The following is a 21,776-nucleotide window of genomic DNA, read 5'->3' as shown; positions in this document are numbered from 1 at the left end:
ACCATGCTGCACGCGGTGGGACGGACGGAATTCGATCATGCGGTCGTGATGGTGCGTGACCGGCTCGATGAGCTGGCGCCGCACTACGAGCGTCAGGGCTTCACCCTGACCGAGAAGGCGGTGCACAACCTCGGTTCGTGCAACCGGCTGATCGTGCTCGACAGCACCTATGTCGAATTGCTGGGCTGGCCCGCCGGTGCGCCGCCGGCGCGCAAGGAAATCGCCGACTCGCCCTTCGGACTCGAGGCGCTGGTGTTCCGCACCAACGACGCGCAGGCCACCTACGAACGCCTGCTCGCGGCCGGGTTCGCCGTCAATCCGGTCCAGGATCTGAGCCGTCCGGCACGGGTCCAGGGCCGCGAAATGGAAGCCCGTTTCCATACCGTGCGCTTCGCCGAGCAGCCCATTCCGGGCATCCGCATGTATTTCTGCCGTCACCTGACGCCGGAATGCGTGTGGGCGCCCGAAGTGATGGATCACGCCAACGGCGCCCGTCGCATCGTGCAGATCTCGGCACGCGCGGCCGACGCCCGCGCGGTGGCCGAGCGTCTGGCGCTGGTGACCGACGTGCCGGCCGAACAGGCTGCCGGAGGCTGGGATCTGGCGCTGGGCAACCTGCGTCTGCATGTGGCGCAGGACGATGCCGCCACCTCGCCGCGGCTCGACACGCTCACGCTCGAGAATCGCGACGGTGCGCGTTACGTGCTCGACACCGGTCTCTGATCCGTTTACTGCTCCAGCCAACAAAAACGCGGCCTCGGCCGCGTTTTTGTTGGGTGTCATCACCGCTCAGTTCTGGGCCTGATAGGGGCCCAGGTAATCCAGCTTGCCCAGCGGCACGCCCTGGTTGCGCAGGATGCCGTAGGCCGTGGTGACGTGGAAATAGAAATTCGGCAGCGCGAACGAAAGCACGTACGAGGCGGCGCTGAAGCTGGGTTTGAAGTCCTTGAAACCCAGCGTCACGGTGCGCGAATCGGCGTCGCGCAGCGCCTCGGTCGGCACGCTCTCCAGCCACGCGATGGTGTTGGCGATTCGCGCCTGCAGGGCGTCGAGCGTCGTCTCGTTGTCTTCGAATCGCGGCGCCTCGATGCCGCTCAGGCGTTGCGCGCCGAGCTTGGCGGTATCGCTGGCGCGCTGGATCTGGCCGGCGAGCGAGTACATGTCGGGCGCCAGGCGGGCCTGCACCAGGTCGTTGGGATCCTGGTGCCGGGCCCGGGCGTGGGCCGCCGCCTTGTCGAGCAGCGTGGAAAGCACGCTGAGGCCGCGCACGAATACGGGGATGGAAGCTTGTTCGATGGAAATCGGCATGGCGGGCTCCGAAGCGAGGCGGGCCGGCGCGCCCTATGCGGCGGGCCCGTACGCCATGGTAGGGGCGCTCGGCCCACGAATCGCTGACAACCCTCTCGCGGACGCGGTCGATCAGGCTACGTATCGAGCTAATCTGTTACGATTCGTATAAACCCGGGTTGTCCCGTAAATGCATGCACTTTAGTATGCATTCCCCCGCACCCCGCTCTGTCCCTCTCGACGTCCTCGCTCCCGCTCTCATGGCCCTGATCCGACCCGCCGCCCGCACCGCCGACGGGATGAACGACCTCTACGACACCGTCAAGGCGATGGCGGTGCGTTTCGATTTCAAGCCGGGCGAGCGCCTGAATGAGCTGGATCTCGCGCGGCAGTTGGGCGTGAGCCGCACGCCGTTGCGAGAGGTGCTCAATCAGTTGATGGTCGAGGGCTTCCTGACCCGGGCCGTCAACCGCGGCTTTATCGCGCGCCCGCTCGATGCCCAGCAGGTGCATGCGCTGTACGAGTACCGTTCGGTGCTCGAAGCCGGCATCGCCCGGATCGCGTGCGACCGCGCCACGGACGATGAATTGCAGACGCTGCGGGAGTTTGTGGAACGGTCGCGCGATCAGCCCGACGATGCCGACGCGGCGCGCCTGCTGGCGCTGGACGAGGCCTTTCATCTGCGGCTGGCGCGTCTGACCCGCAACGAGGAGTTCGTGCGCAGCCTCGAGGGCGTGAACGCGCGCATCCATTTCGTGCGCTGGATCGACATGCAGCAGGGTCGCCGCGTGCATACGCAGGGCGAGCATCTGCGTATTGTCGACGCCATGCAGCGTCGTGACCAGAATGCTCTGGCAGAATTAACGAGTCTGCATATCGGGCGCAGGCTGGATCAGATCGTGGAAGTCATACGAACCGGCTTTTCTACCATTTATATGCGCGAGCAGTTAGCCTGTACGCATGAACCCGACTCTTTGAAGGAAACCGCATGAAATCCCGGATGTTCAAACACGTTCTTGGCAGTGTGCTGACCGTGACCGCCCTTGCGGGCGGCATGATCGCGCCGGTCCAGGCCGCGCAGGATCGCCCGCTGGTCCTCGTTGTGCCTTACCCGCCCGGCGGCAGCACCGACATCCTGGCGCGCATCATGCAGCCGAAGCTGTCCGCCGAGCTCGGCGGCCGTCCGGTGGTCGTGGAAAACCGCGCTGGCGCCGCCAGCCAGATCGCGTCGGCCCACGTGGCCCGCGCTGAACCCGATGGCAACACCCTGCTGGTGAGCTTCGATAATCACGCCATCAACCCGGCCGTGAAGCCCAAGCTGCCCTACGACACCTTCAAGGATTTCGTGTCGATCAGCCAGACCGTGCGCTTCCCGCTCGTGATCGGCGCGAATCCGAAGGTGCCCGGCAAGAATCTCGCCGAGTTCCTGGCGGTTGCCGCGAAAGAGCCCGCCAACAAGTTCAACTACGCGTCCACCGGTGTCGGTTCGCTCAACCATCTTGCGCCTGAAGAGCTCAAGCAACGCTCCAAGGTGGAGCTGCTGCACGTGCCCTACGGCGGCGGTGGTCCGGCCATTCAGGCCGTGGTGGGCGGGCAGGCCGACATGACCTGGCTCAGCTACGCCGCGCTGCGTGGCCAGATCCAGGCCGGCAAGATCAAGCCGCTGGCGGTCGCCGGCGAAAAGCGTCTGGCCGAGATGCCCGACGTGCCCACGGTGGCCGAATCCGGCTTCCCCGGTCTCGAGGCGTATTCCTGGAGCGGCATGTTCGCCCCCGCCGGTACGCCGCCCGAGGTCGTCAAGAAACTGACCGCGGCCTTCCAGGCCACGCTCAAGGACCCGGAAGTGGCCCGCAAGATCACCGAAGCCGGCTTCGAGATCGTCGCGTCCGACGGCCCCGCGCTCGATGCCTACGTGCAGAAGGAATTCAAGCGCTGGGACAGCTTCGTGAAGACCAACAACATTCCGCTGGAATGATGTGAGCTTGCGACGCCTGAGATGACGATGGGCCGCGATGATGTCGCGGCCCATTTTTGTTGCGTGACCCGGCGCTCAGTGGGCGGTGTGGGCCTCGCGCACGAGCAGATTGACGCCGGTCGCGATGTCGGCGCGCGCCACGCCGTAGATGTGCAGCGATATCGCGGGAGCATCGCCGGCATTGCCGAGGCGGTGGATCTGGCCCAGCCCCGGCGTGGCGGTGATGATGTCGCCCGCGCGGCGCAGCACGCGGCCATGCTCGTGCGCGTGCTCGTGGCTGGAGTCGTAGCGGTAGTGCGTTTCGGTGAGCTCGCCTTGCAGCACCCGATACGCGCACCAGGTCTTGTGGCCATGGATCGGGCTGTACTGGCCGGGACGCCACACCAGGTAAGCCACCGTGTAGCGGCCGTGGGGGTCGGCATAGGCGATGTGACGCGTGTAGGTGTCCGCATTGCCGCTGCGCGCGGCCTCGGGCAGGTCGGCCAGCGGATCGCCCGCGCGGGCCACGCCCTGCGCCAGCTCGCGCAGCAGGCCGTGCAAGGCGTCGTGCTGTGCGCGATCGACGGCATGACAGATGTCTTGAAGACCGGGGCTTTGGAGTTCGAGGTGCATGGGCATGGACGGGAAAGCAGAGTCTCCCTATCCTATGGAACCCATGCCGGAATGACTTTGCCAAATCGGGCGACGCCGGCACGTGTTTTGAAAATTTATTCCCGCTCCGGCATGCCGGGGGGCGATTCGGAGAGGTTCCGCATGGATCTGGGTATCGAGGGCAAGTCGGCGCTGGTGTTCGGCGGCAGCCGCGGCATGGGGCGCGCCTGCGCCCGTCAACTGGCGCTGGAAGGCGTCAAGGTCACGCTGGCCGCCCGCACGCCGGCCACGCTCGAACAGGCGGCCGACGAGATCGCGCGCGAAGCGGGCATCGGCGTGGGCTGGGTCGCCGCCGACCTGACGCGCGAGGAGGGCCGCGTGGCGGCACTGGCCGCCTGCCCCGCGCCCGATATCCTCATCAACAACGCCGACGGTCCGCTGCCTGGCGACTTCCACGACTGGAGCCGCCAGGACTGGATCGACGCACTCGACTCGATGATGCTGGGGCCGATCGACATGATCCGCCGCACGATCGACGGCATGATCGAGCGCCGCTTCGGCCGCATCGTCAACATCGTGTCGCGCAGCGTCAAGGCGCCGCATGCCGAGCTCGGTCTGTCCAACGGCGCGCGCGCCGGTCTGGTGGGTTTCGTGGCCGGCCTCGCGCGCCAGTCCGTCAAACACAACGTCACGATCAACAACCTGCTGCCGGGCGCGTTCGCGACCGACGCACAGATCCGTCATATCCAGGGCATGGTCGAGCAGAGCGGTAAATCGTTCGACACGCTCTGGGACGAGCGCGGCCGTGCCAGTCCGGCGGGCCGCTACGGCCAGCCCGAGGAGCTGGGTGCGCTGTGCGCCTATGTGTGTTCGGCGCATGCGGGCTACATGACCGGCCAGAGTCTGCTGCTGGATGGCGGCGGCTATCCCGGCACCTTCTGAGGCGCGGAGGCGGCATGAAAGTCGTGGTGTTGGGGGCGGGCGTGGCCGGGGTGACGGCGGCGTATTACCTGCATCGGGATGGGCACGAGGTCACCGTGATCGAGCGCGAGGCCGGCGCGGCCGCGGCCACCAGCTTCGGCAACGCGGGTGGCCTGTGCCCCAGCTTTGCCGGGCCCTGGGCGGCGCCCGGCATGATCGCCAAGGTGCTGAAGATGTCGTTGCAGCGCCAGGCGGCGATCCGCTTCTCGCTGGCGCCGTCGCCGCGCCGCCTGGCGTGGCTGGCGCGCTGGATCGGGCAATGCAATGCCGAGCGGTTTCGCGTCAACAAGTTGCGGATGCAACGGGTGGCGCACTACAGCCATGCCTGCCTGAAAGACATCATCGCCAGCGGCATACCGGTGTCGTTCGACTACCACCAGGACGGCACGCTGCAGCTCTTCCAGCACGAGACGGACCTCAAGGCCGTGCCCAACATCACGCGGGCGCTGGACGCGTTCGAGGTGCCGTGGCGCTTCCTCGAGGGCGACGCGATCGTGCGTCAGGAGCCTTCGCTGGCCGGCTCTCTTGCGCCCATGGCCGGCGCGCTCTTTCTGCCAGCCGATGCGTCGGGGGATTGCCATGCCTTCACGACCGGCCTGGCCGCGCATCTGGCGGGGCAGGGCGTGGTGTTCAGGTATGGCGCGCGCGTGCAGGCCCTGCGGACCGAGGCGGGCGCCGTGTCGGGCGTGCAGCTCGACGACGGCCTGATGCAGGCGGATGCGTATGTCGTGGCGCTGGGCAACCAGGCGCCCGCGCTGTTGCGGCCGCTGGGCATTGCGCTGCCCGTCTATCCGGTCAAGGGCTATTCGATCACCGCCACGATCACGGAGCCCGAGCGGGCGCCGCGCGCGGCGCTGATGGACGAATACAACAAGGTCATGATTTCGCGGCTCGGCGACCGCATTCGCGCGGCCGGCATGGCCGAGCTCAAAGGCTATGCGCTCGATGTCGATCCGGGCCGTGTGGCGTTCATCAAGCAGGTGGTGTCGCAGTGGCTGCCGCAAGGCGTGGACGTGGCGGGGGCGCGGGCCTGGGCCGGGCTGCGGCCCATGACGCCGGACGGTCCCGCCGTGCTGGGGCCGACGCGCTACGGCAACCTGTACCTGAACTGCGGGCACGGCTCGAATGGATGGACGCAGGCCTGCGGAACGGGCAAGATTGTGGCCGATGTCGTGGCGGGCCGCCGCCCCGACATCGATCTCGAAGGGTTGACCGCCGAGCGCTTCCAGGGCGCACGCAAATAAGAACAGGGCCAGGGGCCCAGAGCGCACAAGGGGCGATGCGTGGACCACACCGATCTGAAGATTCTCAGCCTGCTGCAACAGGACGCCACGCGTTCGGTGGCGGACATCGCCGAACAGGTCAACCTGTCGGTCACGCCCTGTTGGCGCCGCATCCAGAAGCTCAAGGACGACGGCGTGATCGCCCGCACGGCGGTGCTGCTCGATCCCAAGGCGCTGGGCCTGAACCTCACCGTGTTCGTCACCATCAAGACCAGCCAGCACAATGCCAAGTGGACGCAGGCGCTGATCGGCGCCGTGACGGCCCTGCCCAACGTGGTGGAGTTTCATCGCATGGCAGGCGACATCGATTACCTGCTGAAAGTCGTGGTCGAAGACATGGCCGCCTACGACCGCTTCTACCGCCGGCTGATCGAGGCGGTCGATCTGCTCGACGTGAGCGCGAGCTTCTCGATGGAAGTGATCAAGAGCACCACCGAGCTGCCGCTCGGCGGGGCCTGAAACCCCGCGCCACCGCCCCCGGCATCGCGCCGGAGAAAAAAATTTCCGCGGCGGCGCGCGCGCGAGTCGCGATTTGCCAACACTGCCCGGCGTCAGCCCTCAACGCGCAATGCTTTTGCTCGGGGGCAGGCGTAGCATGAACGCCATTCTACATTCCGCATTTGCGCGCGTTCGGACACCCCATGACGTTCAGTGTAGGCGGCCCTGCCCAGGCGCAGCGGCCGAAGTTGCGCCAGCCCAAATCGATCGATTGCCTGCTGCAAGGCTGGAACGGCACCGATGATCTCTGGGTCTTCGCGTACGGATCGCTGATCTGGCGGCCCGGCTTCACCTGGCAGGAACGCCGTCTCGCCACGGTGCGGGGATATCACCGTTCGCTCTGCCTGTGGTCGCGCGATCATCGGGGCTCGCCCGAGGCGCCGGGCCTGGTGTTCGGCCTGGACCGCGGCGGTTGCTGCCGCGGCGTGGCCTATCGCGTGGCCGGGCGGGATGTGCGCGACACCTTCCAGATGCTCTGGCAGCGTGAGATGACCTACGCGGCCTATACCCCGCGCTGGCTCTCCTGCCACACCGAGTCCGGCGGACAGAACTCTTGCGCCGACTCGGCGGCGCATGCCGCCCCGGATGCGAGCCGCGCAGGCGGGTCCGCACCGGTGCGCAGCCTGGTGTTTCTGCTCAATCGTGGTTGCGGCGACTACGCCGGCGCCCTGGCCGAAGAACGGCTGCTGGCCACCGTGCGCGGCGCGCGCGGCCAATCGGGGCTTTGCCTGGATTACGTGGTCGAGACCGAGCGCGCCCTGCGTACGCACGGGATTCACGACTGCCGGCTGGCCGAGCTGGTGAAGCGCCTGTCGGGCCCGGCGGAGACCTGCGCGGGCTGATGGCGCGCCTGGCCGGCCGCGCCTAGCCGGCCGCGCCTAGCCGGCCGCGTCTCGCCGACCGCGCGCGCCTGGCGCTCAGAACTGCCAGCGGCCGAACATGAACAGCACGTTGCCGGCGCCGCGTCCGCCCGGGATGTAGGTGGCGTAAAGCATGGCGTCCTTGTAGCCGGCGCCCACGAGCGGAAGTACGCCGGGAAACGGCACATAGCTCATGATGTCGTGGCGCGCGGTCAGGAACACCGTGTAGCCCGCGCCCAGCCGGAAGTCCGGGCTCACCCGCGCGATCTTCAGGAACCCATAGCCTGCGATCGGCTCGACCTTGCGGTGCGAGTCGAGAAACGCCATGGCGTAGAGGCCCTGCCAGTCGCCGTCTTCGTCGTACAGGCTGCGACCCAGACCGCCACCCCAGGCCAGCTCGTTGAAGCTGCGGATCTTGCTGGCGCTGTACATGGCGCGGTTGTGCCAGGCATAGCCCGACACGTACACGTCGTTGTTGCCCTCGCTCCAGATCTGGTCGAGCCGCTGGCAGGCGGACTGCGCCCAGGACGGCACGTTGTCACAGGCCTGAGCGGCCAGCGGCGCGGCCGCGAGCAGACAGGCGGCCGCGAGGCGGCGCATCAGGGGAGCAGGACGAGCGGAGGGATGACAGGGCGCGGACGAGAGAAGAGGGCGGAACACGGGCAGAGATCAGGACCGCACAAGCGCGGGATCGGCGAAGCGAGCCCGAAACGGTCCTGCAAAAAAGTGGATTGCTCTCCAGCATAACGGCGCAAGCTGTCAAAGACTTGTCAGTCGTCTGAAACGTGGCCGCAGGTGGGCCGTAGCGCGGCTGGTGCGCGATTGGGGCTGACGGCCCCGACCGCGCCACGGCCATCGTCAGAACTGCCAGCGGCCGAAGACGAATGCAACGTTGCCTTCGTCGCGCACGCGCGGCACGTAGGTCGCGTAGAGCATGGCGTTCTTGTAGCCCGCGCCGACCAGCGGCAGCACGCCCGGGAACGGCATGTAGTTGCGGAACTCGCTGCGGGCGGTGATGAAGGCGGTGTAACCCGCGCCCACGCGCACGTTGTCGCTGAGCTTGGCGATCTTGAGGAAGGCGTAGCCCGCGACGGGCTGGAACTTGCGGTAGGAGTCCTTCCAGCCCATGGCGTACAGCCCCTGCCAGTCGCCGTCCTCGTCGTAGATGCTCTTGCCGAGGCCGCCGCCCCAGGTGATCTCGTTGAACTTGTCGATGCGCTCGGCGCTGTACTTCGAGCGGTTGTGCCAGGCGTAGCCTGTGACATAGAGGTCGGTGCCGCCTTCGGTCCAGATCTGGCCGAGACGATTGCACGCGGATTGGGCAAGCGAGAACAGGCTATCGCAGGCCTGGGCGGAGAAGGTGGCGGACGTCAGCAGGGCGGCGATCAGGGTGCGACGGGCGTGGCAACGCCAGGCATGGCCGCGACGGCGGGCATGCGGAACAGCGGAAAGAATGGGCACGGGACAGAGAGGCGCGCCGCAGGCTCTAGAAGATGCGTGTTGGCTTGCGACGTGGGATGAACAGCCGGATGGTTGATTGAAGGAGGCCGCAGCTTACCGTGCGAGCGTGGCGGTTCCGTTGCAAACATCTGCAAAATTGTGGCTAACTTCTTTTAAAACCGCGAATATGGCCAAGTATTTTTAGTAACATTGCTGCGATTGCGGTTTGTTTCCGGATATTCGGCGCGGCGCGAATGTTGTGCGGGGGTAGTGTTGCCTGTCAGCCACGGTGCGCCCGGGCGGTCGCCCCGAGCCGGCGACCTGTAGCCGGGCGCCGGTCAGACCAGGAACAGCGTGGCCAGGCCGAGGAAGATGAAGAAGCCGAGCGAGTCGGTGGCGAAGGTGAGCAGCACCGACGATCCCATGGCGGGATCCTTGCCGAAGCGGGCGCGCAGCATGGGCACCATCACACCGAAGGACGCGCCCACGAGCATGTTGCACACCATGGCGGCCATCATGACCAGCGCGATCGAGATCGAGTCGGAGATGCCCCAGGCGAACAAGGCCGCCACCACGCTGCCGCACAGGCCGACCATCAGCGTCACCAGCATCTCGCGTTTGACCAGCTGCCAGATGTTGCGGCCCGTGATGCGGCCGACGGCGAGCGCGCGGATGATCATGGTCATGGTCTGGTTGCCGGAGTTGCCGCCGATACCGGCCACGATCGACATCAGGAACGCCAGGATCACGATGTGGCTCACCGTGTCTTCGAAGCGCGAGGCGACGAACGACGCGGTGGCCGCCGTACAGAGATTGAACAGCAGCCAGGGCGCGCGATTGCGCAAGGCGGAGGCCACCGGCGCGAAGATGTCTTCTTCCTGGAGACCGGCGCGCGACAGCGCCTGCTCTTGTGAGTCTTCGCGGATCACGTCCACCACATCGGCGATGGTGACGCGGCCGATCAGCCGGCCCTGATCGTCGGTGACCGGCGCCGACACCAGGTCGTAGCGTTCGAAGGCGCTCGCCGCGTCGGCATCGGAGTCGAGCGGATTGAGCGCGAGGTAATCGGTGTTCATCACCGGCCGCACTTCGGATTCAGGCTCGCTCACCAGCAAGGTCGAGATGGGCAGCACGCCCTGGAGCTTGTCCTGCCGATCGACGACGAAGATCTGATCGGTGTGGTCGGGCAGCTCGTGCAGGCGGCGCAGGTAGCGCAGCACGACTTCGAGCGTGACGTCTTCGCGCACCCGGACCATTTCGAAGTCCATGATGGCGCCGACGCTGTCTTCGGGGTAGCCCATCGCCTCGAGCAACTGCGCGCGCTCTTCGTCGGTCAGGCCCTTCTGCACTTCGGCCACCACGTCGGGCGGCAGGTCGGGCGCGAGATCCGCGATCTCGTCGGCATCCATGTTGCCGGTGGCCGCGACCAGATCCTGGCGGTCCATCGCCTCGATCAGCGATTCGCGCACCCAGTCTTCGACCTCGAGCAGCACATCGGCGTCGTGGGTCGGGTCGACCAGGCGCCACACGGTCTGGCGCTGGGCCTTCGGCAGCGACTCGAGAATGAACGCGATGTCGGCCGGATGCAGGTTGTTGACCAGCGTGGTGAGCTCGGCCTCGTGCTGACGATGCACGAGGTCTTCGACCAGCCGGCCTTTGGTGTCGCTCTGCTCCTGGCGATGCACCAGGTCTTCGACCAGCTGCTGGCGGCGCAGACACTCCTGCACCTCTTCGAGGGCGCGCTGGGCGTCTTCGGGATCGAGGCGGCGGGGCGTGGGCAGGACTTTTTCGGGTGCGTCGGACTGCGTCATGCCAGCACTCAGAGCGTGGGAAGCGGGCGGCTGCGACGGGCCTCGTCGGTGGCGACGTAGGTGAGCGTGGCCTCGGTCACCTTGACCACCTCGGCATCGAGGCGCTGGCGCTCGGCATAGACCTCGACATCGACCGTGACCGACGTGGAGCCGGTTTTGGTGATGCGGGCGTACAGGCTCAGCAGGTCGCCGACGAAGACCGGCTGTTTGAACTGGAAGGCATTGACGGCCACGGTGGCCACGCGGCCGGCGGCCCGGCGCGCCGCGGGGATCGATCCGGCGATATCCACCTGCGACATGATCCAGCCGCCAAACACATCGCCATGGATGTTGGCGTCGGCCGGCATGGGCATCACACGCAGTACGGGTTCGCGGCCAGCGGGCAGTTGAGTGAAGGTATTCTTGGGCGCTGTCATGGCCGGCTCCTGGTATCGAACCGACCGATTATGCAGGAAAAATGCGACACCGGCGCGCGACCGCGCCGGCACTCACGCAAGGGTTCAGGCCACCGCCATGACCAGGCCGTAGCCGCCCAGCAGCAGCCACACATACAGCACCAGACCCAGCGCCAGCACGCGCGGTCCGGCCTTGCGGATCTGGGCGAAGCGGGTTTCGATGCCGAGGGCCGTCATGGCCATCGTGAGCGCGAACACATCGAGGCGGCGGATGGCGTTCACGAGATCGGCCGGCAGCACCTGCAGAGAGTTGATGATGGCGAAGACCAGGAAGCCCACGGCGAACCACGGCACGGGCAGACGGTTCGCGCCCTGATCGGTTTCGCCCGAGCGGCGCGCCGCGCTGCGCAGCCACAGGCCCAACACCAGCAGGACCGGCACCAGCAGGGCCACGCGCGTCATCTTCACGATGGTGGCGACCTCGGTGGTGGCGGGGTCGATGTTGCTGGCCGCGCCCACGACCTGCGCCACCTCGTGGATGGTGCCGCCGATGTAGATGCCGAGCGCCTGCGTGTCGAAGGGCAGCCAGCCCGCGTGATACAGAACCGGGTAGAGGAACATCGACACGGTGCCGAACAGCACGACCGTGGCCACCGCGACCGCGCTCTTGTGAGGCGCCGCGCGCAGGGTGGGCTCGAACGCGAGCACCGCGGCCGCGCCGCAGATCGCGCTGCCGGCCGAGGTGAGCAAGGCGGTGTCGCGATCCAGCCCGAGCAGACGCTGGCCGACGACCGCGCCGATCACCAGGGTGCCGACCACCACGGCGACGGACACGGCCAGGCCGGGCAGCCCGACGGCCACGATCTGCTGGATGCTGATATTCAAGCCATAAAAAGCGACGGCGATGCGCAGCAAGCGGCGCGCGGTGAAGTTCACGCCGGCACCCCAGTCGGCCGGCATGGTGCCGCGCAGGAAGTTGCCGTAGAGCATGCCGCACACGATGCCGACCACCAGCGGGGAGAGGCCCATGGCACGGATGGCGGGCAGATCGGCGAGCTGCACGACCGCGCCCGCCATGAGCGCCACGAAGAGTACGCCGTTGAGTTTGTCGCGCCAGGGAGTGGGGGCGGGAAGGGCGGCGGCGGGTACGGAGCTCATGCTTAAAAGGGATATTTAAATAACTGGGAGAAATATTAAAACCAGCTCCGTTATATGAAAAATCTTTATTTACAATAATGACCATCAGGATTTCCGATATCGACGGCCCATGACGCCCGATCAACTGCTCAGCTTCGCCACCGTGGCCGACACGGGCAACATCAGCCGCGCCGCTGCGCTGCTGCACCTGTCGCAGCCGGCGCTGTCCGGCCAACTGCGTGCCCTGCAGACCTGGTTCGGCGAGCCGCTCTACCGGCGCAGCGGTCATGGCATCGTGCTCACCGACGCCGGGGAGCGCCTGGCGATGCAGGCGCGCGCGCTGCGGCAGGTGTATGCGCAGGCCCGCGCGGTGCGCGACGCCGCCCGCGGCCTGGAAACGGGCTCGTTGCGGCTGGGGGCGAGCACCACGCCCGCCAGCTACTTGCTGCCCGCGCTCGTGGCCGACTTTCGCAAGCGTCATCCGGCGATCGCGCTGCATCTTTCCGACGGCAATACCCGCGAGATCGTCGACCGCCTGTCGGGCCTGGATCTGGCGTTCATCGAGGGCGAAGTGCCCGGTGGCCTGCCCACGGACACGGCGGTGCACGATTGGCGCCACGATGAAGTGGTGGCCATCGTGCGCGCCGACCATGCGCTCGCGGGCCGGCGTTCGGCCGCGCTGCCCGAGTTGTCGCAGTGGCCGCTGGTCATGCGCGAGCCCGGCTCTGGCGTGCGCCGTCTGGTCGAACGGGCCTACGACCAGGCGGGCCTGACGCCCGCGATCGGGCTGGAGCTGGCCGGCGTGGAGGGCGTGAAGCAGGCGGTGCGCGCGGGATTGGGCGTGGGATTCGTCTCGATCATGTCGATGCAGCACGAAGACGGCACGCTGGCGGTCTTGCGCCTGCTGCCCGAACCGCTCACCCGCACGCTCAGCATTCTGGTCCCGCATGCGCAGGCCAGCACGCGCGCGGCGCAGCGCTTTCTCGAGGCCTGCCTGGCCTTGCCCGAGCCGGACTGAGGCGCGACGCTCAACGCCATTGGCGGGGCGCGCTGCCCAGCTGCCGATGAAACATCGCCGAGAACGCGCTGGGGCTCTGATAGCCCAGGTCGAGCGCCACGGTGGTGACCGGCACGCCTTCGGCGAGCCGCCGCACCGCTTCGAGCAGGCGCGCCTGCTGCGCCCAGCGGGTGTAGCTAAGACCGGTCTCGTCCAGAAAGCGGCGGTAGAGTGTGCGCGCGCTCACGCCCAGCCGGCCCGCGGCCTGCCGGGGCGCATCGGCCAGGCTCAGATCCTGCAGCAGCGATTCGCAGAGCGCGCGCAGATCGGCGCTCCGCGGCAGCGGCAGGTCGAAGGCGCGCGCCTCCAGACGGCCGAGCTCGGCCACTAGCAGCGCGCTCAGCAGCTCGTGGTCGGCGTTGGCCAGGTGCGGCGGGTCTCCGTGCGCCAGCGTGGTCGTGATGCGCACGACGAGTTCGCGCATCAACGGGGTGACCTCGAGCACCGCGCAGTCGGCCGGCATGGCCTGTACCAGCGCCGCATCGATGTAGAGCGAGCGCATATCGACCGCGCTGGTCATGCGGATCTCGTGCACCACCTGCGCCGGGATCCAGAGCGCTCGCGTGGGCGGCACGATCCACAGCCGCCGCGGCGTCGTCACGCGCATGACGCCGTGCGAGCAACACAGCAGCTGCGCGCGTTCATGCCAATGCGGTTCGACGTGAAAGTCGGCTGCCAGCTGGCGCCGGCGCGTGACCACGCCCGGGGCGTCCGGGTAGGTGACGCTCACGATCGGGGCGGTGGGCTGCGTGTCCATATCTCGATAGTTTTGTACAAAAGCTCGAAGGACAGAATAACCGGTCGACGGCAAACTGCGCCTTCCCGCATCGCATCCGGCCACGGCGTGGCAAACGGATCGGTGAGTTTTTCCTTTACGTGCGCACCATGACTTCTTCTTCCGACCCTGCTTCCGTTCAGCCGTTTGCCCGCCCGGTCACGCTGCTGCTCAACATCGCCCATGCCATCGACCACATGTTCCTGCTGATCTTCGCAGCGGCAGTGGGCACGATCGCGGCCGATTTCGGTTTCGCGCACTGGGAAGATCTGATGCCGTATGGCGTGGCGGCGTTCTTTCTATTCGGCATCGGCTCGTGGCCGGCGGGACGCCTGGGCGATCTGTGGGGGCGGCGCCGCATGATGCTGCTGTTCTTCTTCGGCATCGGTGCGGCGGCCATGCTGTGCGCGCTGGCTCAAAACGCCTGGCAACTGGCCGGCGCGCTGGCACTGGTGGGGCTGTTCGCCGCGATCTATCACCCCGTGGGGATTCCGATGATCGTGCAGCACGCGCCCAATCCGGGCGCGGTGATCGGCATCAACGGCCTGGCCGGCAACCTCGGCGTGGCGGTGGCCGCGCTCGTGACGGGCCTGCTGGTGCAGGCGCTGGGCTGGCGCGCCGCCTTCGCGGTGCCCGGGGCCTTCGCGCTGCTGTGCGGTGTCGTGTTCATGCGCATCTGCCCGCACGAAGCCGAGCCGCCGTCGCGGCGCAAGAGCCGCGCCGCGGTGACGCTGGCACCGCGCGCGCTGGCGCGGGCCTTCGCCGTGATGACGGCGGCCGCCGTGACCGGCAGCCTGCTTTTCAACTTCACCACCAATGGCAACGCCCAGCTGCTCGACGAACGGCTGAGCGGTGTCGTGCAGGATCCGGTGCTGCTGGGCGCGCTGCTGGCAGGTATCTATGTGGTGTCGTCGCTCACGCAGGTGATCGTGGGCCGGCTGCTCGACCGCGTCGCGCTCAAGCCCTTGTACCTGAGCATCGCGGTGGCGCAGATTCCCCTGTTGCTTTGGGCGGCCTGGGCTCAGGGCTGGGCCCTCTATGTCGCGCTGCTGGGGGCGATGATCTTCATCTTCGGCGCCATTCCGTTCACCGACGCCATGATCGTGCGGTATGTGGACGACCGCAGCCGCTCGCGCGTGGCCGGCATGCGCCTGACCGTGTCGTTCGGGGTGAGCTCGCTGGCGGTGTGGCTGCTGGGGCCGATGGTCAAGCAGGCCGGGTTCACGACGCTGCTGCTGGTGATGACCGTGATCGCCGCGTGCACCGCGGCCATGGTGACCCTGCTGCCCAGCGAACACGCCGCCGACGCCGCGCCGGCGCTGGAGCCGGACGCGTCCTGACGCGTTCGATGAGTCAAACGCTCGATGTGTGAATCGTGCGCGGAATGAAAGCGGGCCCGTTTTTACGGGCCCGTGTGCTTGATGGGATTACGGCCGCGCCAGCCACTTGAGCGCGAGCTGGACCCAGTAGGTGGCGCCCAGCGGCAGCAGATCGTCGTTGAAGTCGTAGCTGCCGTTGTGCAGCGTGCAGGGACCCGCGCCGTGACCGATGTCGCGGTGGTCGCCGGTGCCATTGCCGATCCAGACGTAGGCGCCGGGCTTCTCTTGAAGCATGAACGCGAAGTCTTCGGCGCCCATCGTGGGCTGCACGTGGTCGTTGACGTTGTCGGGTCCGACGATGTCACGCATCACGTCGGCGCAGAAGGCGGCTTCGGCGGCGTGGTTGATCGTGGGCGGATAGTTGCGCTGGAACGCGACCTCGACCTTGCAGTCGAGCGCTTCGCACGTGTGCCGCGCGATGTCGTTCATGCGGCGCTCGATCAAATCGAGGGTCTCGAGCGTGAAGGTGCGCACGGTGCCACGCATGATGGCTTCGTTGGGTACGACGTTGTCGGCGCTGCCGGTGTGGATCTGCGTGATGCTCAGCACGGCGGCGTCGAGCGGGTTGCGGTTGCGCGTGATGATGGTCTGCAGGCTCTGCGCGAGCTGCACGGCGGTCATGACGGGGTCGACGCCCAGATGCGGCATGCCGGCGTGCGTGCCCTTGCCGCGGATCGTGATCGCGAATTCGTTGGACGAGGCCATGATCGGCCCGGCCGTCAGGCCGAACTGGCCGACTTTCATGCCAGGCCAGTTGTGCATGCCGAACACCGCATCCATCGGGAAGCGCGTGAACAGACCATCGTCGATCATGCGCTTGGCGCCGCCACCGCCTTCTTCGGCGGGCTGGAAGATCACGTAGACAGTGCCGGCGAAGTCCCGATGCTGCGAGAGATAGCGCGCCGCGCCGAGCAGCATGGCGGTGTGGCCATCGTGGCCGCACGCGTGCATCTTGCCCTCGTGCTTGCTGGCATGCGGGAAGGTGTTGACCTCCTGCATCGGCAGCGCGTCGAGGTCGGCGCGCAGGCCCAGCGTGCGGGCGCTCTCGCGCGAACCGCGGATGATGCCCACGACGCCGGTGCCGCCCAGGCCGCGGTCGATCTCGATGCCCCAATCCTGCAGCTGCTTCGCGACGAGGTCCGCAGTGCGGAACTCTTCGAAGGCGAGTTCGGGATGGGCATGGATGTCGCGGCGCAATGCGGCGATTTCTTCGCGCCAGGTCACGATAGGTTCGAGCAGATTCATACGAGGTTTGAAGTGCTTTGGAAACAATAGATCAAGGGTATCATCAAACAAAATACGAAATAAGGGAGACAAACACCATGCTTCGTCCCTGGCTCGCGAGCTATCCCCAAGGTGTACCGGCCGAGATCTCCACCGCCGATTACACCTCGCTCATCGATCTGCTCGACCGTGCGGTCAAGCGCCATGCCGATCGTATCGCCTGCACCTCGCTGGGCTCCGACATCACCTACGCCACGCTCGATGCGCACGCCCGCGCCTTTGCCGCCTATCTGCAAAGCACCGGCCTGCCCAAGGGCGCGCGCGTGGCGCTGATGATGCCCAACGTGCCGGCCTATCTGGTGGCGCTGCTGGGCACCTTCCGCGCGGGCATGGTGGTGGTCAACGTCAATCCCCTTTACAAGAGCGAAGAGCTCGAGCGCCAGCTGCTCGACAGCGGCGCCCAGGTGATCGTGATCCTGGAAAATTTCGCCAAGACCCTGCAAGACGTGCGCGACAAGGGCGATCTGCGTCATGTGGTCGTGGTAGCGCCCGGCGATCTGCTCGGCGGGCTCAAAGCGCCGATCGTCAATTTCGTGGCGCGTCACATCAAGAAGCTCGTGCCCGACTGGCAGATCGACGAGGCCCGCCTGCTTCCCGAGGTGCTCAAGGCGGGCGCGAGCGCGCCGTTCACGCCCCCCGCGCTCGCGATGAACGACCTCGCGGTGTTGCAGTACACAGGCGGCACGACCGGCACGCCCAAGGGCGCCATGCTGTCGCACGGCAATCTCGTGGCCAACGTGCTCCAGACCGAAGCCGTGGCGCAGCCCGCGGTCGAGGGGCATCAGGGTCAGCTCACCATCATCAGCGCGCTCCCGCTCTATCACGTGTTCGCGCTCACGACCTGCGGCCTGTTCGGCATGCATGCCGGCATGCGCAACCTGATGATCATCAATCCGCGCGATCAGCCCGCGCTGATCGCCGCCTGGAAAAAAACACCGGTCAATCTGTTCCCCGGCGTCAACACCCTGTTCAACGCGCTGGCCAACAACGCCGAATTCGCGAAGCTCGATTTCTCGGCGCTGCGTCTCACGCTCGGCGGTGGCATGGCCGTGCAGCAGGTGGTGGCCGAGCGCTGGCTCAAGCTCACGGGCAAGCCGCTGATCGAAGGCTACGGGCTGTCCGAGACCTCGCCGGTCGCCACGGTCAACCCCACCAACGCCACCGAATACTCGGGCGCGATCGGCCTGCCGCTGCCGTCCACCGACGTGGCCATCCTCGATGATGCCGGCCACGAAGTCCCGTACGGCGAGCGCGGCGAAGTCTCGATCCGCGGTCCGCAGGTGATGCTGGGCTACTGGAACAAGCCCGACGAAACGCGCCAGGTAATGACCGCCGACGGCTTCTTCCGGTCGGGTGACATCGGCATCATGGACGAGCGCGGTTATGTGCGCATCGTCGATCGCAAGAAAGACATGATCGCGGTGTCGGGGTTCAAGGTCTATCCGAACGAGGTCGAGGGCATCATCGCCGCGCATCCCAAGATTCTGGAGTGTGCCGTGGTGGGCGTGACCGACCCGCACTCGGGCGAGGCGGTGCGCGCCTACGTCGTGCCCAAGGACCCCAGCCTCACGGTGGCCGAGGTCGAGGCCTGGTGCCGCGAGAAGCTCACCGGCTACAAGCGGCCGCGCCAGATCGAGCTGCGCCAGGAATTGCCCAAGAGCAACGTCGGCAAGATCCTGCGCCGCGAACTGCGCGACGAGGCGCAGGCCGAGGCTGACAGCGAAGGAGCCGGGGCGGCGCAACGCCCCACCGGCACCTGACAATCATCGGCGCGCCCCCCGACGGCGCACCGGGGCATGCTCAAAAAAAGCGGGCGCGGCCATGAGGCCGCGCCCGCTTTCTTGTTGGCGTGTTCAGCCGCGTGCCTTCAGATGCGGCGCGATCATGCGGGCCAGCGCTTCGGCCACTTGCGGGTTGCCGGACACCACGCGGCCGCCCACCGGCCAGGGCTCGTCGCCGTGCATGTCGTGACACACGCCGCCGGCTTCGCGCAGGATCAGGGTGCCCGCGGCCACGTCCCAGGGTGCCAGGCCCATTTCCCAATAGCCGTCGTAGCGGCCGGCGGCCGTCCACGCCAGATCGAGCGCGGCCGCGCCCATGCGGCGCACACCGCGCGCGGTGCAGATCGCGTCGCGCAGCATCGGCATGTATTGGTCGGCGAACGAGAAGTCGCGGAACGGGAAGCCGGTGGCCAGCACCGACTCTTCGAGGGTGGCGGTGCGCGAGCAGGTGATGCGGCGGCCGTTGAGCCAGGCGCCCACGCCGTGCACGCCGGTGAAGAGTTCTTCGCGGTTGGGGTCGTACACGACACCGATCACCGGCGTGTCGATGTCGAGCGGCGCGCCCGGGCCCACTTGCGTGCCGGCCTTGGCGACCAGCGCGATCGACACGCAGTAGTGCGGGATGCCGTGCAGGAAGTTGGTCGTGCCATCCAGCGGATCGATGTACCAGGTGGCGGCGCCTTGCGCCTCGCCACCGGTTTCTTCGGCCACGATGCCGTACTGCGGCGTGCGTTCGCGCAGCACCTCGAGCACGGCGGCCTCGGCTTCGCGGTCGGCCTGCGAGACCAGGTCGTTGTGCGCCTTGTGGTCGATCACGAGATCGTCGCGACGGTGCGCATAGGATTGCAGGATCGCGGCGCCCGCGTGAGCGGCCGACACGGCGGTGTCGATGGCGGCGCCGAGATCCAGCGCGGCCTTGGGGGAGGAGGAGGGCGTTTGCATGACTCCAGTGTAAGCCTGTGTGTGCGACGTTTTGACGAAACCCCGGCCACGCGTGCCTGCCGGGCCGATTTGGCGTGGCGCAAGGCCAACGAAGACGGGGCGTCGCTCGCGGGCGGTGCGCACCAGCGCGCGCTGGTCTTGTCATCGCGCAGGGGCGCCGCGCGGTCTTGGCGTTAGACTCGCGGCGCAATGTCTTTAGGCACAATAACCCCATGTCCTCGTCCTATCTCCCTCTCACGCCGGCCGCGGTAGCGCTCGATGCCCAGGGCCGGCTCGTGAGCCCGCTGTATGGCGACGTCTATAACTCGCCGGCGGATGCCTACGGACAGACGCAAACGGTCTTCCTGCAGGGCAATGGCCTGCCGGGGCGCTGGCAGGGCAGGGCCCGCTTCACGGTGTGCGAAACGGGCTTCGGCCTCGGCACCAACTTTCTGGCGTTGTGGCAGGCGTGGCGCGCCGATCCGGCGCGTTGCGCGCGCTTGCACATGGTGTCGATCGAGGGTCATCCGTTCGATCGCGAGACCCTGCAGGCGCTGCGCGATACGCACGTGCCCGAGCCTTTGCGCGAACTGGCCGATGCGCTCATCGCGCAATGGCCGCCGCTGTTGCCGGGATTGCATCGGCTCGAGTTCGACGACGGGGCCGTGACGCTCACGCTCGCACTCGGACCCGCCGATCGCATGGCGGCGCAGCTGCGTGCACGCGTCGACGCCTATTTTCTGGATGGCTTCTCGCCCCGGCTCAATCCGCAGATGTGGGATGAAGGGGTGCTGCGGCGCCTGGGCCGGCTCGCGGCGCCGGATGCCACGCTGGCCACCTGGAGTGCCGCGGCCTCTGTGCGTGACGCGCTGCGGCGGGCGGGCTTCGACGTCGCCCGTCAGCCCGGCGAGGCCGGTAAATGGCATATCACCGTGGGTCGACGCACGGCGTGGGCCGCGGCGCAGACGCCAGTGGTGCCCGAGGCCGTGGCGTTGCGGCAGGCCGTGCTGGTCGTGGGGGCCGGGCTGGCCGGTGCCGGCGTGGCGCACGCGCTTGCGCGCCGCGGGTGCGATGTCGTGGTGCTCGCCCCGGAGTCTGCTGCGCATGGCGATCACCTCGCCGCCGCGCTGACGCCGGTGATCGCCCGCGACGACAACGCGCGGGCTCGCCTGTCGCGCGCTGGAAGCCGCATGGCGCAACTGCGCTGGGCGCACCTCTCCGCCGATATCGTGCGGCGTACCGGCACCTTGCAACTCGAGCGCGACGACGCGCGGCCCCTCCTGCAAGACGCCCTCGCCGCGCTCGCTTTCCCCGACTCGTGGGCGCGCCCCGTCACGCGCGAGGAGGCCAGTGCGCTGGCCGGCATGGCGCTCGCGCGCGGTGGCGTGTTCCTGGCCGATGGCATGCAGGTGCGGCCGCAAGCCCTCATCGACGCCTTGCTCGATCACCCGCGGATCACGCGCCGGGTGGGGCGGGTGGAGCGGCTGACATCCGAGGGCGAGGCCTGGGCCGCCGTCGCCGCCAACGGGGGCGTGCTCGCCCGCGCGGACGTCGTGGTGCTCGCCAATGCCGTGGGCGCGCGCGCGGTGCTGGCGCAAAGCGGCTTGCTCGAGGCGTTGCCGCGCCTGGCGCAGATGCACGCGCTGGCAGGCGAGGTCACGCAGATTCCGGCGTTCGCCCTGGGCGGCGGGCCGCGCTGCGTGGTCGCCGGCGAGGGCTATCTCCTGCCTGAAGTCGACGGCTGGTGCGTGGCGGGCGGCACCTATGTGCACGGCGCCGAGCATTCGGCGGTGTCCGAGGCCGGGCAGCTGACGAACCTCGGCAAGGCCGCGGGCCTGCTGGCGGCCGCGGAATCCTCACTGCCGGCCGCCGGCGCCCTGCCGGGCTGGGCCGGCTGGCGGGCGGTGCAGCCGGGGCGGCTGCCGGCCGTGGGCGCGCTGGCGCATGCGCCCGGCGTATGGCTGGCCACGGCCTACGCGTCGCGGGGCCTGTCCTGGTCGGCACTGATGGGCGAGGTGATCGCGGCCGCGCTGCATGCCGAGCCGGCGCCCCTGGAAGCGGACCTGCTCTCGGCCGTCGCGCCGCGCTGAGGCTGGGGCGCGCCTGGCCGGCCGCGCCTGGCCGGCCGCGCCTGGCCGGCCGCGCTGGGCGAGGCCGGGCCGCTCCACGTCGGGCGGCTGCTCGCCGCCGATGGGGCCGCGCGCCGGGGCCGCCTTGAACGGCAGGCTTACCCTAGGGCTGCGTTCTATACGTGCGATGTTGCCGATTTACTGCCAGAATGGGCGAAATTCGGACCTTTATTGCGGGGCTGGCGCCACTTT

Annotated in this window: 21 protein-coding genes; 11 read left to right on the top strand and 10 right to left on the bottom strand. The window is 67.8% G+C overall.

The annotated features are described in order from the left end of the window. Nucleotides 1-3: 3 nt before the first annotated feature. Nucleotides 4-723, top strand: a complete 720-nt coding sequence (locus tag CAL25_RS19940) for a VOC family protein (protein ID WP_094803334.1) — start codon at nucleotides 4-6, stop codon at nucleotides 721-723. 66 nt (nucleotides 724-789) lie between these two features. On the opposite strand, the gene CAL25_RS19935 is transcribed toward CAL25_RS19940, so the two are convergent. Next, the gene (locus tag CAL25_RS19935; protein ID WP_094803183.1) at nucleotides 790-1,308 is read right to left on the bottom strand and encodes a DUF1993 domain-containing protein; all 519 of its coding nucleotides are present in this window, start codon (nucleotides 1,306-1,308) and stop codon (nucleotides 790-792) included. Between the two features lie 239 nt (nucleotides 1,309-1,547). Between CAL25_RS19935 and CAL25_RS19930 the strand changes: the two genes are divergently transcribed. Together CAL25_RS19930 and CAL25_RS19925 are read left to right on the top strand one after the other, a co-directional pair. Next, a complete protein-coding gene (locus CAL25_RS19930) occupies nucleotides 1,548-2,279 on the top strand; it encodes a GntR family transcriptional regulator (protein WP_094803181.1) in 732 nt (243 codons plus the stop codon). A gap of 62 nt (nucleotides 2,280-2,341) precedes the next feature. Next, nucleotides 2,342-3,262 (top strand): tripartite tricarboxylate transporter substrate binding protein, encoded by a 921-nt coding sequence (locus tag CAL25_RS19925; protein ID WP_170948553.1) that lies wholly within the window; start codon nucleotides 2,342-2,344, stop codon nucleotides 3,260-3,262. Between the two features lie 75 nt (nucleotides 3,263-3,337). Here CAL25_RS19925 and CAL25_RS19920 read toward each other — a convergent pair whose 3' ends face one another. Then, complete coding sequence (locus CAL25_RS19920) at nucleotides 3,338-3,874, bottom strand: cysteine dioxygenase family protein (protein ID WP_249279168.1); 537 nt, start codon at nucleotides 3,872-3,874, stop codon at nucleotides 3,338-3,340. A gap of 141 nt (nucleotides 3,875-4,015) precedes the next feature. Between CAL25_RS19920 and CAL25_RS19915 the strand changes: the two genes are divergently transcribed. The 4 genes from CAL25_RS19915 (at nucleotide 4,016) to CAL25_RS19900 (ending at nucleotide 7,457) form a co-directional block, all read left to right on the top strand. Then, nucleotides 4,016-4,795, top strand: a complete 780-nt coding sequence (locus CAL25_RS19915; protein WP_094803177.1) for an SDR family oxidoreductase — start codon at nucleotides 4,016-4,018, stop codon at nucleotides 4,793-4,795. A gap of 14 nt (nucleotides 4,796-4,809) precedes the next feature. Then, nucleotides 4,810-6,078: a D-amino acid dehydrogenase gene (locus CAL25_RS19910; protein WP_094803175.1), complete on the top strand. Its 1,269-nt coding sequence runs from the start codon at nucleotides 4,810-4,812 to the stop codon at nucleotides 6,076-6,078. A 39-nt stretch (nucleotides 6,079-6,117) separates the two neighbouring features. Further along, nucleotides 6,118-6,576 (top strand): Lrp/AsnC family transcriptional regulator, encoded by a 459-nt coding sequence (locus CAL25_RS19905; RefSeq protein ID WP_094803173.1) that lies wholly within the window; start codon nucleotides 6,118-6,120, stop codon nucleotides 6,574-6,576. A gap of 182 nt (nucleotides 6,577-6,758) precedes the next feature. Next, entirely contained in the window at nucleotides 6,759-7,457 is a 699-nt protein-coding gene (locus CAL25_RS19900) for a gamma-glutamylcyclotransferase (RefSeq protein WP_094803171.1), read from the top strand. 75 nt (nucleotides 7,458-7,532) lie between these two features. Here the strand turns inward: CAL25_RS19900 and pagP (CAL25_RS19895) are convergent, their stop codons facing one another. From pagP (CAL25_RS19895) to CAL25_RS19875, 5 genes are all read right to left on the bottom strand, one after another. Next, a complete protein-coding gene (pagP, locus tag CAL25_RS19895; protein ID WP_094803169.1) occupies nucleotides 7,533-8,075 on the bottom strand; it encodes a lipid IV(A) palmitoyltransferase PagP in 543 nt (180 codons plus the stop codon). 258 nt (nucleotides 8,076-8,333) lie between these two features. Continuing rightward, on the bottom strand, nucleotides 8,334-8,864 hold the full coding sequence (gene pagP / locus CAL25_RS19890) for a lipid IV(A) palmitoyltransferase PagP (protein ID WP_094803330.1): 531 nt from the start codon (nucleotides 8,862-8,864) through the stop codon (nucleotides 8,334-8,336). Between the two features lie 389 nt (nucleotides 8,865-9,253). Next, complete coding sequence (gene mgtE / locus CAL25_RS19885; RefSeq protein ID WP_094803167.1) at nucleotides 9,254-10,726, bottom strand: magnesium transporter; 1,473 nt, start codon at nucleotides 10,724-10,726, stop codon at nucleotides 9,254-9,256. 8 nt (nucleotides 10,727-10,734) lie between these two features. Beyond that, nucleotides 10,735-11,142 (bottom strand): acyl-CoA thioesterase, encoded by a 408-nt coding sequence (locus CAL25_RS19880; protein WP_094803165.1) that lies wholly within the window; start codon nucleotides 11,140-11,142, stop codon nucleotides 10,735-10,737. A gap of 84 nt (nucleotides 11,143-11,226) precedes the next feature. After that, nucleotides 11,227-12,279 carry a YeiH family protein gene (locus CAL25_RS19875; RefSeq protein ID WP_094803163.1) on the bottom strand — a complete coding sequence of 351 codons (1,053 nt, stop codon included), beginning with the start codon at nucleotides 12,277-12,279 and terminating at the stop codon, nucleotides 11,227-11,229. Nucleotides 12,280-12,388: 109 nt separating this feature from the next. Between CAL25_RS19875 and CAL25_RS19870 the strand changes: the two genes are divergently transcribed. Then, entirely contained in the window at nucleotides 12,389-13,276 is an 888-nt protein-coding gene (locus CAL25_RS19870) for a LysR family transcriptional regulator (protein WP_094803161.1), read from the top strand. Between the two features lie 10 nt (nucleotides 13,277-13,286). On the opposite strand, the gene CAL25_RS19865 is transcribed toward CAL25_RS19870, so the two are convergent. Next, a complete protein-coding gene (locus CAL25_RS19865; RefSeq protein WP_094803159.1) occupies nucleotides 13,287-14,072 on the bottom strand; it encodes an AraC family transcriptional regulator in 786 nt (261 codons plus the stop codon). Nucleotides 14,073-14,200: 128 nt separating this feature from the next. Here CAL25_RS19865 and CAL25_RS19860 point away from each other — a divergent pair, with 128 nt between their 5' ends. Next, a complete protein-coding gene (locus CAL25_RS19860) occupies nucleotides 14,201-15,430 on the top strand; it encodes an MFS transporter (RefSeq protein WP_094803157.1) in 1,230 nt (409 codons plus the stop codon). Between the two features lie 87 nt (nucleotides 15,431-15,517). Here the strand turns inward: CAL25_RS19860 and CAL25_RS19855 are convergent, their stop codons facing one another. Further along, a complete protein-coding gene (locus tag CAL25_RS19855; RefSeq protein WP_094803155.1) occupies nucleotides 15,518-16,714 on the bottom strand; it encodes a M20 aminoacylase family protein in 1,197 nt (398 codons plus the stop codon). Nucleotides 16,715-16,791: 77 nt separating this feature from the next. On the opposite strand from CAL25_RS19855, the gene CAL25_RS19850 reads away from it, so the two are divergent. Next, the gene (locus CAL25_RS19850; RefSeq protein WP_094803153.1) at nucleotides 16,792-18,513 is read left to right on the top strand and encodes an AMP-binding protein; all 1,722 of its coding nucleotides are present in this window, start codon (nucleotides 16,792-16,794) and stop codon (nucleotides 18,511-18,513) included. Nucleotides 18,514-18,606: 93 nt separating this feature from the next. On the opposite strand, the gene CAL25_RS19845 is transcribed toward CAL25_RS19850, so the two are convergent. Next, a complete protein-coding gene (locus CAL25_RS19845) occupies nucleotides 18,607-19,476 on the bottom strand; it encodes an inositol monophosphatase family protein (RefSeq protein ID WP_094803151.1) in 870 nt (289 codons plus the stop codon). 212 nt (nucleotides 19,477-19,688) lie between these two features. Between CAL25_RS19845 and mnmC the strand changes: the two genes are divergently transcribed. Continuing rightward, nucleotides 19,689-21,545, top strand: a complete 1,857-nt coding sequence (gene mnmC, locus CAL25_RS19840; RefSeq protein ID WP_094803149.1) for an FAD-dependent 5-carboxymethylaminomethyl-2-thiouridine(34) oxidoreductase MnmC — start codon at nucleotides 19,689-19,691, stop codon at nucleotides 21,543-21,545. Nucleotides 21,546-21,776 lie beyond the last annotated feature (231 nt).

This window comes from Bordetella genomosp. 5, from assembly GCF_002261315.1.
Lineage (GTDB): Bacteria > Pseudomonadota > Gammaproteobacteria > Burkholderiales > Burkholderiaceae_B > Bordetella.
Note: the sequence above shows the minus strand (reverse complement) of the source record. Positions and strands in the feature narration are given on the sequence as shown.